The sequence below is a fragment of the Sorangiineae bacterium MSr12523 genome (assembly GCA_037157775.1).
In the GTDB taxonomy this organism is placed as follows: Bacteria; Myxococcota_A; Polyangia; order Polyangiales; family Polyangiaceae; genus Pendulispora; species Pendulispora brunnea.
The window spans coordinates 6,862,164-6,875,644 of sequence record CP089982.1 but is presented as its reverse complement, the minus strand read 5'-3'; the positions used below and the strand labels follow the sequence as shown (position 1 = coordinate 6,875,644).

The 13,481-nt window shown below is 63.0% G+C and carries 11 protein-coding genes; all 11 read left to right on the top strand.

Going from position 1 to position 13,481, the window contains the following annotated elements:
• Position 1 precedes the first annotated feature (1 nt).
• On the top strand, positions 2–1,150 hold the full coding sequence (locus tag LZC95_26405; protein ID WXA90022.1) for an acyl-CoA dehydrogenase: 1,149 nt from the start codon (positions 2–4) through the stop codon (positions 1,148–1,150).
• Positions 1,151–1,153: 3 nt separating this feature from the next.
• Entirely contained in the window at positions 1,154–2,944 is a 1,791-nt protein-coding gene (locus LZC95_26400; GenBank protein WXA90021.1) for an acyl-CoA dehydrogenase, read from the top strand.
• Positions 2,944–3,717, top strand: coding sequence for an enoyl-CoA hydratase (locus tag LZC95_26395; GenBank protein WXA90020.1), 774 nt, complete (start codon positions 2,944–2,946; stop codon positions 3,715–3,717). The genes LZC95_26400 and LZC95_26395 overlap by 1 nt, the downstream gene beginning before the upstream one ends.
• Before the next feature lie 11 nt (positions 3,718–3,728).
• Positions 3,729–4,574, top strand: coding sequence for an SDR family oxidoreductase (locus LZC95_26390; GenBank protein WXA90019.1), 846 nt, complete (start codon positions 3,729–3,731; stop codon positions 4,572–4,574).
• Entirely contained in the window at positions 4,574–5,284 is a 711-nt protein-coding gene (locus LZC95_26385) for a histidine phosphatase family protein (GenBank protein WXA90018.1), read from the top strand. Before LZC95_26390 ends, LZC95_26385 begins: the two co-directional genes overlap by 1 nt.
• Positions 5,285–5,298: 14 nt before the next feature.
• The gene (locus LZC95_26380; GenBank protein ID WXA90017.1) at positions 5,299–6,135 is read left to right on the top strand and encodes an SDR family NAD(P)-dependent oxidoreductase; all 837 of its coding nucleotides are present in this window, start codon (positions 5,299–5,301) and stop codon (positions 6,133–6,135) included.
• 13 nt (positions 6,136–6,148) lie between these two features.
• Positions 6,149–7,354, top strand: coding sequence for an acyl-CoA dehydrogenase (locus LZC95_26375; protein WXA90016.1), 1,206 nt, complete (start codon positions 6,149–6,151; stop codon positions 7,352–7,354).
• An 18-nt stretch (positions 7,355–7,372) separates the two neighbouring features.
• Positions 7,373–9,046 (top strand): long-chain fatty acid--CoA ligase, encoded by a 1,674-nt coding sequence (locus LZC95_26370; GenBank protein ID WXA90015.1) that lies wholly within the window; start codon positions 7,373–7,375, stop codon positions 9,044–9,046.
• Positions 9,043–11,130, top strand: a complete 2,088-nt coding sequence (locus LZC95_26365) for a 3-hydroxyacyl-CoA dehydrogenase NAD-binding domain-containing protein (GenBank protein WXA90014.1) — start codon at positions 9,043–9,045, stop codon at positions 11,128–11,130. The genes LZC95_26370 and LZC95_26365 overlap by 4 nt, the downstream gene beginning before the upstream one ends.
• The gene (locus LZC95_26360; protein WXA90013.1) at positions 11,123–12,304 is read left to right on the top strand and encodes an acetyl-CoA C-acyltransferase; all 1,182 of its coding nucleotides are present in this window, start codon (positions 11,123–11,125) and stop codon (positions 12,302–12,304) included. Before LZC95_26365 ends, LZC95_26360 begins: the two co-directional genes overlap by 8 nt.
• Positions 12,305–12,511: 207 nt before the next feature.
• Positions 12,512–13,312, top strand: coding sequence for an IclR family transcriptional regulator (locus LZC95_26355; GenBank protein WXA90012.1), 801 nt, complete (start codon positions 12,512–12,514; stop codon positions 13,310–13,312).
• The last annotated feature ends 169 nt before the right edge of the window (positions 13,313–13,481 follow it).

Sequence of the window (13,481 nt, the reverse complement as noted above, 5' to 3'; positions counted from 1 at the left end):
CGTGGACTTTCAATTCACCGAAGAGCAAACGCAGCTCAAGGATCTCCTCGACCGATTCGTCGCCAAAGAATACTCCTTCGATGCGCGGCGGAAGATCCTCGAGGGCGAGCCCCAAGGATTCAGCCGCGCCGTGTGGCGGAAATTCGCGGAGCTCGGCCTGCTGGGCATCACCTTGCCCGAGGAGCACGGCGGGTTCGGTGGCGGCGGGCTGGATGCGCTCATCGTCATGGAGGCCATTGGGCGCGGGCTCGTGCTCGAGCCGTACCTGTCGACGGTATTGCTTTGTGGCGGTCTACTCCGTGATGCGGGCAACGATGCGCAAAAGGGCGAATTCTTGCCTGCGATCATCGCCGGCGAGCGCCTATTGGCCTTTGCCCATTACGAACCGCGGTTTCGGTACGATCTGCACCATATTGCCACCACGGCGAAGCGCCAGGCTGCAGACTACGTGCTCTCCGGCCGCAAAACCGTCGTGCTGCACGGCGGCAGCGCGGACGTCTTCATCGTCTCTGCCCGCACCTCCGGAGAGGTGCTCGATCGCGAGGGACTCTCGCTCTTTCTCGTCTCGGCCAGCGCCCCCGGCGTGCAGGTTCGCGATTACCGCACGCAAGACGGCCAGCGCGCGGCCGACGTGGTGTTCGAGAACGTCACCGTGGGCGAGGCCGCGCGGCTCGGTGCGGAAGGGCAGGCACTTGCTGCCATCGAGCGCGCCGTCGATGTTGCCATTGCGGCCCTCTGCGCGGAAGCCGTCGGAGCGATGGGCGCACTCAATGCAGACACCGCGGAGTATCTGAAGACGCGCAAGCAGTTCGGCGTGCCCATTGGCAAGTTCCAAGTGCTGCAGCATCGCATGGTGGACATGTTCATCCACACCGAGCAGGCCCGCTCGATGGCCTACTTGGCTGCCGTCAAAGTGCATTCGGAGGACACCTCCGAGCGCCGGCGCGCCCTCTCTGCCGCCAAAACGCTGGTGGGGCAGGCGGCCCGGTTCGTGGGGCAGCAAGCCGTGCAACTGCACGGCGGAATGGGCGTCACCGACGAGCTTGCGGTGAGCCACCATTTCAAGCGGCTCACCATGATCAACCTCGCCTTTGGCGATGCGGAGCATCACCTCGCGCGCTTCAGCGATCAGCTTCTGGCCAAGGAATAGTTCATGGATAAGCTCATCAAGCGGCGCGATCTCGACTTCATCTTGTACGAGCTTCTCCAGGTCGAAGAGCTCGCCCGCTATCCGCGCTTCCAGGAGCATTCGCGGCAGACGTTCTCCAGCGCCATCGCCACGGCGTACTCGATTGCCGAGCAAAAGTTCGCCCCGGTCAATCGCAAGTGCGATCTCCAAGAGCCCACCTACGACGGCGAGCGTGTTCACGTCATTCCCGAGGTGAAGGAAGCGCTCGACGCGTTTGCGTCCGCCGGCTTCATCTCGGCGATGTACGCCGAGGCGCAGGGTGGAATGCAGCTGCCGTACAGCATCACCCTGGCCTGTTATGCCATTTTCCGCGCGGCCAGCGTGGCCATCGACGCGTATGCGACCCTGACCGTGGGGGCCGCGGAGCTTATTCACGAGTTCGGCTCCGAGGAACAGAAAGCGCGTTACCTCGCGCCCATGCTGGCCGGCCGCTACTTCGGCACCATGGTGCTCACCGAGCCGCAGGCCGGCTCCTCCCTGGCCGACGTGCAATCGACGGCGGAACCGCGCGCCGATGGGACCTATTCCATCAAGGGAAACAAGATCTTCATCTCCGGCGGCGACCACGAACTGAGCGAAAACATCGTGCACCTCGTCTTGGCGCGCATTCCTGGAGCGCCGCCCGGGGTCAAAGGAATATCCCTTTTCGTGGTGCCCAAATACCGCGTGAAGGCCGACGGCAGCCTCGGTCCGAAGAACGATGTCGCGCTGGCCGGGCTCATTCACAAAATGGGCTTTCGCGGCACCACGTCCACGATGCTCAACTTCGGCGAGAACGAGGAATGCATCGGCGAGCTCGTGGGAAAGCCACACCACGGGCTTGCATACATGTTCCAAATGATGAACGGAGCCCGCATTGCCGTGGGCCTGGGCGCCTCGGTGCTCGGGTACACGGGATACTTGCACGCGCTCGATTATGCGCGCGAGCGACTGCAGGGTCGCAACAGCAAGGATGCATTGTCGCCGCCGGTGCCCATCATCCGCCACGCGGACGTGCGCCGCATGCTCCTCGCGCAAAAAGCCTATGTCGAAGGGGCGCTCGCCCTTTGCCTTTACGCGGGCACCCTGTCCGATCGGGCGAAGCATGCTCCGGACGAGACCGAGCGGCGTGAAGCGGCCTTGTTGCTCGATTTGCTCACCCCGGTGGTGAAGACGTGGCCTTCGCATTACGCACTGGAGGCGAACAGTCTCGCCATCCAGGTGCACGGCGGGTACGGGTACACGCGCGAATATGCAGTCGAGCAATTCTATCGCGACAACCGCCTGAATCCGATTCACGAAGGGACGAGCGGCATTCAAGCGCTGGACTTGCTCGGCCGCAAAGCATTCGCCGAAAAGGGCGTGTCGCTGGCCATTCTGGGCAAGGAAATAGGCGCCACCGTTCAGCGCGCGCGCAAGCACTCCGATACGGAGCTGCAGAGCCATGCCGCGCAATTGGCCGATGCCTGGGAGCGCCTCACCGAGACCACGCGCATTCTCGGTGGTGCGTTGATGCAAGATGCGAATCTGGCGCTCGCCAATGCCAGCGTCTATTTGGATATGTTCGGCCACACCGTCGTCGCGTGGATCTGGTTGCGCCAGGCGGTGCTCGCGAAGGAGGCCACGCCTTCGCCGGCCGATGAAGACTTCTACCGCGGCAAGCTCGCAGCGGCCCGCTACTTTTTCCGCTGGGAATTGCCGAAAACCGGGCCGCAGCACACGTTGCTGCGCAGCCTCGATTCGAGCACCGTCGATATGCAGGAGAGCTGGTTCTAATGAAGAATGACAACATCGTGACCGAGGTGACGGAGGGCGTGCAGCGGATCGAGATCCGCCGGCCCGAAAAGAAGAATGCCCTCACGGTGGGCATGTACGCGGCCATGGCGGATGCCCTGCTCCAGGCCGAGACCGATCGGGACGTGCGCGTCATCCTCTTTCATGGTCAGGCCGATATCTTCACCAGCGGCAACGACATTGGCGACTTCCTTCAGAACCCCGCGAATAGCGAGGACAGCCCCGTCTTTCAGTTTTTGCGCGCGCTCATGCATGCCAAGAAGCCCATTTTGGCCGCGGTAACCGGGCGGGCCATTGGCATCGGCACGACCATGCTGCTGCACTGCGATTACGTCGTCGCCGGAGAGAGCGCATCGTTCTCGTTGCCCTTCGTCAACCTGGCGCTCGTTCCCGAAGCAGGTTCCAGCCTTCTCCTGCCGCTCGTCGTCGGCCAGAAGCGCGCGAGCGAGCTGCTGCTCTTCGGGGACAAGATCTCCGCCGCCGAGGCGTGCGACATCGGATTGATCAACAGCGTGGTGGCCGACGTCGACGTGGGCTCGCACGCCCTGGCCAAGGCGCGCATTCTGGCCGCCAAACCGAGGGCGGCGCTTCTCGCGACGAAGTCATTGCTCAAGCGGGCCATCGTACCCTTGGTCGAAAGCGCCATGATTGAAGAAGCACACGAGTTCTCGGACCGCCTATCGTCGCCCGAGGCCAAGGAAGTGTTGAGCGCGTTTCTGGAAAAGCGCCGCCCGGACGCTGCACGGCTCGATTGAGGGAGGAAACCATGATCATCCAACAGCACCTGCCGAAGGAACTGTTTCGCGGTAAGACGGTATTCATTACCGGCGGCGGCAGCGGAATCAATTTGGGTGTCGCCCGCCATTTCGCCGCCCTGGGGGCGAATCTGGCCATCTGCGGGCGCACGCAGGAGCGGCTCGATCGGGCCGCGGCGGAATTGCGTGAGCTGAATGCGCACGTGGGCGGCAAAGTGCTGCCGGTGGCGGCCGACGTGCGCAATTACGTCGCGCTGGAAGAGGCCTTCGGGCGCACCGAGGCGGAGATTGGTTCGGTGGACGTGCTCGTCGCCGGCGCCGCGGGCAACTTTCTCTGTCCCGCGGAGGACTTGAGCCCCAACGGCTTCAAGACCGTCATCGAAATCGACCTTTTGGGCTCGTTCAACGCCTCGCGCATCGCCTTTGCGCAGCTGCGCAAGACGCGCGGTTCGATCCTCTTCATCTCCGCCGCCCAGGCATTGTTCCCGCACGGTCTGCAGGCGCATGTCGGCGCGGCCAAGGCTGGCATCGACAACTTGATGCGCAACCTGGCCCTCGAATGGGGCCGCTACGGAATTCGTAGCAATGGCATCACCCCCGGCCCCATTGCCGACACCGAGGGCATGCGGCGCCTGTCGAATCCGGAACACGAAACGCGAACCAAGGGATCCATTCCGCTCGGCCGCTACGGCCACGTCGATGACATCGGGCAAGCCGCGGTCTTTTTGGCCTCGCCGCTCGCCGCGTACATCACGGGCACGTTGCTCTTGGTCGACGGCGGGAGCAGCCTGATTGGTTCCGCACTTTGGAACGAGGCCGTCGAGCAGATGGTCCCGCGCAAGTCGGCACAAGGCTAATGGGGACGATTCTTCTCGTCCGTCATGGGCAGGCGTCGTTCGGAAGCGACGATTACGACTGCCTGTCCGAGCTGGGGATCGAGCAGTCGCGGCTGCTCGGCGGGTGGCTCGCGAGCAGCGGACGGAAGATCGATCACGTCGTCGTGGGGGGCATGAAGCGGCACCGGCAAACCGCCGAAGCGTGCCTCTCTGCGATGGAGCAAGGCGCGCGTCCGCTCGAGGTCGATGCGGGCTTCGACGAGTACGATGCGGACGACGTGGTGGTTCGGCATCGGCCCGAGTTCGCCGAGCGCGCCGTGCTCGCACGCCATCTGGCGGAACATGACAATCCGCAGCGTGCATTTCAAACTATCTTCTCGGCCGCCATCGAGCGTTGGGTCGGTGGCGAGTTCGATCTCGATTACCGAGAGTCGTGGTCGGGCTTTCGCGCACGGGTCGTGGCCGCATTGCGGCGCTTGACCGACCATCCGGGCCCTTCACGCACCATTGCGGTCTTTACGTCGGGCGGCCCCATCACCGCCATTTGCCAACACCTTCTCGGTATCCCGGACCGCACCATTTTTGAGCTCAACTGGTCCATCGTCAACAGCAGCACGACCGCACTTCGCTTCTCCAGCAGCGGCTGTCCCGCGCGCGTGAGTTTGAGCTATTTCAATAGCTTCGCCCATCTCGAACGATTGCAAACGGCGCGTTTGATTACCTATAGATAAAAGGCGTTTATCAAATGAAAGAAATCGAAGGCAAGGTGGCGGTCGTCACCGGCGCGGCCAGCGGCATTGGTCGGGCTCTGGCGCTCGAGATGGCGCGCGCGAAGGCGTCGGTGGTCTTGGCCGATGTCGACGAAAAAGGGTTGGCCGAAACGGCGGCACTCGTAACCGGTGTTGGCGCTGCCGCGCGGACGGTGAAGTGCGATGTATCCAAACCCGAGCAGGTCGACCAACTCGCCGCCCGGTCGTTCGAGCACTTTGGGGCCGTCCATTTCCTGTTCAACAATGCGGGTGTGGGCGTGCTCGGACCCACGTGGACGGCTACGGTGGAAGATTGGCAATGGGTGTTCGGTATCAATGTCATGGGCGTGGCGCATGGCATTCGCGCCTTCGTTCCGCGGATGCTCGAGAAAGGCCTCGAGGGCCACGTCATGAATACCGCCTCGGTGGCCGGGCTCGTCACGGTGCCGGGCAACGCCGTGTATGCCGCGAGCAAACACGCGGTGGTGGCGCTCTCGGAGTGCCTGCACCACGACCTCAAGATTGCGGGTGCAAAGATTGGCGTCTCGGTCCTCTGCCCGGCGTACGTGAACACCGCCATCGGCGACTCGGCGCGCAATCGTCCCCAGGAGCTGAGCGCCACGAATCCGCTGGCAGCCGATTACGAGCCGCTGCTGCGCAAGGCGCTCGCTTCGGGACGCCTTTCCGCGGAGGACGTCGCGAAGATTGCCTTGGAGGCCATCCGCAACGATCGTTTCTACGTGCTGCCGCACCCCAAGATCAAAGGCTCCATCGAGACCCGCATGCGCGACATTCTGGACGACCGGAATCCGACGAACACGCTGCCCACGTAGAACGGAGACAATCGTGAAATTCGAATATTCGGCCAAGACGCAGGAACTGCGCGCACGTCTCCATGCCTTCATGGAGAAGTACATTCATCCGAACGAGAAGCGCTACATCGAGGAGGTCGCGCAGGGCGATCGCTGGCAGCCCGTTCCGGTCATCGACGAGCTCAAGGAAAAGGCGCGCACCGAGGGACTGTGGAACCTGTTCTTGCCCGACTCGTCGTACGGCGCAGGCCTCACCAACGTGGAATACGCGCCCCTCTGCGAAATCATGGGTCGCGTGATTTGGTCCTCCGAGGTGTTCAACTGTTCGGCGCCGGACACCGGCAACATGGAAACGATCGAGCGCTACGGCACCCCGGAGCAAAAGAAGCAATGGCTGGAGCCCTTGCTCGACGGGAAGATCCGCTCGGCGTTTCTCATGACCGAGCCGCAGGTGGCCTCGAGCGATGCGACCAACATCGAAACATCGATGCAGCGCGTCGGCGACGAATACGTCATCAACGGGCACAAGTGGTGGTCGTCGGGGGCAAGCGATCCGCGCTGCAAGTTGTTCATCGTGATGGGCAAAACCGATGCGGCCAATGCCAATCGGCACCTGCAGCAATCGATGATCCTGGTGCCCCGGGACACGCCCGGCGTAAAGATTCTTCGGAACCTCACCGTCTTCGGCTACGACGACGCACCGCACGGGCACGCAGAAGTTCTGCTGGAAAACGTGCGCGTGCCCGTGAGCAACGTGCTCCTGGGCGAGGGCCGCGGCTTCGAGATTGCGCAGGGAAGGCTGGGGCCCGGGCGCATCCACCATTGCATGCGCCTCATTGGATTGGCCGAGCGCGCATTGGAAGATATGTGCAAGCGCACCCTGTCCCGCGTGGCCTTTGGCAAGCGCATCGCCGAGCAAACGGTGACATTGGAGCGCATTGCCGAGTCGCGCATTTTGATCGACCAAGCGCGGCTTCTGGTGCTCAATGCCGCGTACATGATGGATACGGTGGGCAACAAGCACGCGCGCAAAGAAATCGCCATGATTAAGGTGGCGGCGCCCAATATGGCATGTCAAGTCATCGACTGGGCGATTCAGGCGCACGGCGGGGGCGGGCTCTCCGGTGATTTCAATTTGGCCTATGCCTACGCGCAAGCCCGTACTTTGCGATTTGCCGACGGGCCGGACGAGGTGCATCGCAACGCGATCGGAAAAATGGAGCTGGCGAAGTACCACTAATCCGAAGGAGGCGAGGGGATGGGCGATCAACCGTGGATCAAGTCGTATCCAAAGGGGGTAAGCTACGACCGGCCGCTCGCGCGGATGCCGGTCTGGCAGATTCTGGACGACACCGTCGCGCGATGGCCGGATCAACCGGCCATCGACTTCATGGGCAAGAAGATCACGTACCGCCAGCTCGCCGATCAGGTGGAGCGGGCGGCGGTGGGCTTTCGCGAGCTGGGCGTGAAGCCCGGCGTGCACGTTGGATTGTACCTTCCCAATACGCCGCATTACGTGGTGAGCTTTTTCGCCATCCTCAAGGCAGGCGGCACGGTGGTGAACTATTCGCCGCTCGACGCGGAAAAGGCACTGATTCACAAAATCGAGGACAGCGAGACCGACATCATGGTCACCCTCGACGTGGAAAGCCTTTATCCGATGATGGCGCCCCTTCTTCAACGCACGCGTCTGCGCACCTTGGTGGTCGCCAGCTCGGGCATGCCATGCAAGGTGGCCTGGGCCGACGAGGGGCACGTCCGATTCGAGTCCCTCCTCGCGAAGGACGGTCCTCGCGTCGAGCCGCCGGTGATTGCCAACTTGGACGAGGCCGTCGTGGTGTTGCAATACACCGGCGGAACCAGCGGGCAGCCCAAGGGCGCCATGCTCACCCACACGAATCTGGTGGCGGCGTGCGATCAACTTTGGGCGACGCTTTGTGGTGGGTCGCAGATCCGCGAAGCGCAAGAGCGCATGCTGGTCGTGCTGCCGCTCTTTCACATTTATGCCCTGACCGCCAACATGCTCATTGGCATTCGCATCGCGGCGGAAATGGTGTTCATGCTGCGCTTCGAAACCGAGGCGGTCCTTCGGGAGATCGCGGCGAAACAGGTCTCCATCTTTCCCGGCGTGCCCACCATGTTTTCCGCGATTTTGAACCATCCGGAGGTCGCGAAGTTCGATTTGAGCTCGCTCCGGTTCTGCGGTTCGGGCGGCGCTCCCTTGCCAATCGACGTGCAACAGCGCTTTCAACGGCTCACCGGGTGTCACGTCGGCGAAGGCTGGGGCATGACCGAAACGTCGCCCACGGGCACGTTCTCCCCGGTCGGGATTCGACAGCCGCCCGGCTCGTGCGGATTGCCCGTGCCGGGCATGCGCTTCGAGTTTCGGGACGTCAGCGATCCATCGAAGCCGATGCCCCTCGGCGAGCGCGGTGAAATCTGTGTTTCGGGCCCCAACGTCACGAAGGGCTATTGGAAGGGCGGGGTTGTGTCGGAGCGAACCCCGGATGGCCTCTTCCGCACGGGCGATGTGGGCTACATGGATGAAAACGGCTTCGTGTTCATCGTCGATCGCACGAAGGATATGATCCTTTGCGGCGGCTTCAACGTGTACCCCCGCATCATCGAGGAGGCCATTTACGAGCACCCGGCGGTGGCGGAGGTCAGCGTGATTGGCATTCACGACGAGTACCGGGGCCAATCGCCGAAGGCATTCATCAAATTGAAGCCGGGCGCGCCAGCGCCCACGCTGGAGGAGTTGAAAGCCTTTTTGCAAGGGCGCCTGGGCAAGCATGAAATGGTGCAGGCCCTGGAGATCCGCGCCGAGCTGCCGAAGACGCTGGTCGGCAAATTGTCCAAGAAAGAGTTGTATCAAGAAGAGGCGGCAAAGGTGTCGAAGGTGACAAAGGTGACCGGAGGAGCCACACGATGAGCATCCGCTACGAAACGCGCGGCCCCGTGGCCGTGTTGACCATGGACAATCCGCCCGTGAATGGCCTGGGCCATGCCGTTCGCACGGGGCTTTCCGAAGGTGTGGAGCGTGCGGAGCTCGACCCCGGGATCGCGGCCATCGTCATCACCGGCGCCGGAAAAGCGTTCTCCGGTGGGGCTGACATTGCCGAGTTCAAAAGCGGCAAACAGCTCCTCGAACCGTCGCTGCGGGTGGTGATTCGCGCCCTCGAGGGCAGCACCAAGCCGATCATTGCGGCCATTCATTCGGTGGCCATGGGCGGTGGCCTGGAGCTCGCGTTGGGATGCCACTTCCGCGTGGTGGCCAAGGGCACCAAGATTGCGCTGCCCGAGGTCAAGTTGGGCCTCTTGCCGGGGGCGGGCGGTACGCAGCGTTTGCCGCGTGCCATCGGCCTGGAAGCGGCTGCGAACTTGATTGCATCGGGTGAAACCGTGCTGGCGGAGACGCTCGGCAAGACGGCGCTGTTCGATCGCGTCGTCGATGGCGATGTGCTCGAGGCGGCCCTCGCGTTTGCCGAGGAGGTCGTTCGCGAGAAGCGCCCGCTGAAGAAGCTCCGTGATGTCAAGGTCGAGCACCCCAATGAGCAGGGGTTCTTGCAGTTTGCACGCAATACCGTGACAACGATGTCTAAGAATTTCCCCGCACCGCTCGCGTGTCTGGAGGCCGTGGCGGCGTGCACCGGTCCCTTCGATGCGGGCCTGCGCAAGGAAGGGGAGCTTTTCCAGAAGCTCATGGCCACCCCCGAATCGCGCGCCCTGCAGCATTTCTTCTTCGCCGAGCGTGCGGCCAGCAAGATCGCCGACGTGCCTTCGGACACGAAGCCGCGGGCCATCCAGAAGGTGGCCATCCTTGGCGCCGGCACCATGGGCGGCGGCATCGCGATGAGTTTCGCCAATGCGGGCATCCCGGTGACATTGCTCGAGGTGAAGCCGGAGGCCCTCGACAAAGGCCTCGGGACCATTCGGAAGAACTACGAGAGCTCGCTCAAGAAGGGCAAGCTGACCGAGGAAAAGATGGCGCAGCGGCTCGCGCTCATCCAAGGCACCCTCTCGTACGATGCGATCGCGCAGGCGGACTTGGTCATCGAGGCCGTCTTCGAGGACCTGGGCGTGAAAGAGGCGGTGTTCACCCAGTTGGACCAGGTGATGAAGCCGGGCGCCATCCTGGCGAGCAACACATCGACCCTCGATGTGAACAAGATTGCCGGCTTTACGAAGCGGCCCGGCGACGTGGTCGGTCTGCACTTTTTCAGCCCGGCCAACGTGATGAAGCTTCTCGAGGTCGTGCGCGGCGCGAAGACGTCGAAGGACGTGTTGGCCACGGTGATGGACCTGGCCAAGAAGATCGGCAAAACCGCCGTGGTGTCCGGCGTATGCGACGGCTTCATTGGCAACCGTATGATCGAGCGCTACGGGATCCAGGCGTCGTTCCTCCTGGAGGAGGGCGCGTTGCCCTCGCAGGTGGACCGCGCCCTCGAGCAGTGGGGCATGGCCATGGGCCCCTTCCGCATGAACGATCTGGCCGGAAACGACATTGGCTGGGCCATTCGCAAACGGCTTTACGTGGAACACCCCGAGCTCGTCTATTCCAAAATAGGCGACAAGCTTTGCGAGCAGGGGTGTTTCGGGCAGAAAACCGGAAAGGGCTGGTACCTGTACGAACCCGGCCGGCGCGATGCCATCGTCGACCCGAGCGTCGATGAAATGGTCGTCGCGTATTCGAAGGAGCTCGGCATCACCCGCCGCGCGATCTCGGACGAGGAAATCGTGGAGCGCTGCATCTTCGCCCTGATCAACGAGGGCGCCAAAATCGTCGAGGAGGGCATTGCCCAGCGCGCGTCGGACATCGACGTCGTCTACCTCTCCGGTTACGGCTTTCCGATCCACCGCGGCGGTCCCATGCTGTACGCCGACGAGGTGGGCCTGGTGAACATCGTGGCCGCGATGCGCCGGTTTGCGCGCATCTCGCGTGGCGATCCCAAATTTTGGGAGCCCGCACCGCTTCTCGCGAAGCTCGCCGCCGAAGGGAGGTCGTTCCATGGTTGATGCGGTCATCGTTTCCACGGCGCGCACGGGGCTCGCCAAGTCATGGCGCGGAGCCTTGAACATGACCCATGGGGCCACGATGGGCGGGCACGTGGTTCGGGCAGCCATCGATCGCACGGGCTTTCTCGAGGACGCGGAGATAGACGACGTCATCATGGGCTGCGCGAACCCCGAGGGCGCCACCGGCGGCAACATCGCGCGGCAGATCGTTTTGCGGGCGGGCCTGCCGGTGTCCGTGCCCGGCATGACGGTGAATCGATTCTGTTCCTCGGGATTGCAGACCATCGTTCTGGCCGCGCAGCGCATTCTGAGCGGCGAGGGGGACATCATGGTCGCCGGTGGCGTGGAGGCCATCTCGTGCGTGCAAAACGAGATGAACCTGCACATGCTGACCGAGCGCTGGCTTCTGCAGAACAAGCCCGCCATCTATTGGAGCATGCTGCAAACGGCGGAAACCGTCTCCAAGCGATACGGAATCTCGCGCGAGCGCCAGGACGAGTTCGGCGTGCAGAGTCAATTGCGTGCGGCGGCGGCGGCGGCCGAGGGCAAATTCAATGACGAGATCGTGCCCTTCACGACGCTCATGGCCACGGCCGACAAGGCCACGGGGCGCATCTTCACCAAGGAGGTGACGCTCTCCACCGACGAGGGCATCCGCCCCGACACGACGTTCGAGGGCGTCTCGAAGATCCGCGCGGCCATTCCGGGCGGGGTGATCGCGGCCGGCAATGCCAGCCAATTCTCGGACGGAGCCTCGGCCTGCGTGGTCGTCAGCTCGAAGGTCGCCGAAAAGCGCGGTTTGAAGCCGCTTGGCATCTACCGCGGCTTCGCCGTGAGCGGCTGCGAGCCCGACGAAATGGGCATCGGCCCGGTGTTCGCGGTGCCCAAGCTTCTCGCCCGCGCCGGCTTGAAGGTGGACGACATCGGACTCTGGGAGCTCAACGAAGCTTTCGCGGTGCAAGTCATCTATTGCCGCGACAAGCTCGGCATTCCCAACGATCGGCTCAACGTCAACGGCGGCGCCATTGCGGTGGGCCACCCCTATGGCGTATCGGGCTCGCGTTTGGTCGGCCACGCGCTGATCGAAGGAAAGCGCCGCGGCGTGAAATACGTCGTGGTGACCATGTGCATTGGCGGCGGCCAGGGCGCCGCCGGATTGTTCGAAGTGGCTTAAGGTAACGGTCGATTGAATGTTTCAATTTCGAAATGAGCGGGTGCTGGAACCGCGGCAGCGAGAAGAAACCGGCGGGACCGGCGCCATGTGCGGTCCAGAAGGCAAGGAGCGCCTTATCGGTTGGTGCCGCCGCTCGACTGCAGAGGCCTTGAGAGATTGCAACATTCAGTCCACGTTTGCGTTTGTGAGGTCGATATGACGCCGAAGGTGAGTCGATTGGGGAATGCGGCCGAGGATGTAACGGGGGCCGATAGTCCGGATTTCATTACGTCGGTGGCACGGGCGTTTGCCGTGCTACGGAGTTTCAGGCCGCAGGAACGCTTCGTCGGTGTGCGCGAAATCGCACGCCGCACGGGGCTCCCCAAATCGACCATCGGGAGGTTGTGCTATACCCTCACGCAACTGGGATATTTGGAGTTTCTCCCGGCCGAGGAAAAGTATTCCCTCGGCATTGGCGTGCTGTCTCTGGCGCAGCATTACCTCGCCGGCCTGGACGTGCGCGCGGTGGCGCGTCCGCTGATGCAGGAGCTCGCCGAGGAGGTGCACTCCACGGTGGCCTTGGCCGCGCGCGACGGCGACCACATGGTGTTCATCGAAATATGCCACGGCCACCAGCTCTTTCGAATGAGCCTGGACGTAGGCGAACGCGTTCCCCGAGGCACCACGGCGCTGGGCCGCGCCGGGCACGTGGGCCTGCCCGAGGAAGAACGCGCCCGCGTGCTCGCCTCGTACTTGCGCGGCGTGCCCGAGGTCGAGTGGCCCAAGATCCAAAAAGGCCTGCGCCGCGCGGTGGAAGACTACGAAAAATACGGATTCGTCTTCTCCGTGAGCGAATGGCGCAACGAAGTCTCCGCCGTCGGCGTCCCCCTCATCGCCAGCGACGGCAAACTCCTCGCATTGAGCTGCTTCGGCCCCGCCAATGAGCTTTCGCGCGAGCGCCTCCTCGAAGAACTCGGCCCCAAAGTGGCCCAGCTGCGGGATCGTATCAAAGCGAAACTGGGCGGTTGAATACCCGCAGAAGAAGGAAAGCGCCAGGGATGCCAGGATGCCAGGATCGCCAGGGGGGCCAACGGAAAATCAATAGGCTTAATTGTTGTTTTCGGTCGCCCGCAGGGCCAGTGGAAAACCAAAAATACCCAATAATTCGGGTTTATGGGTTTTCCGTTGGCGACCCCTG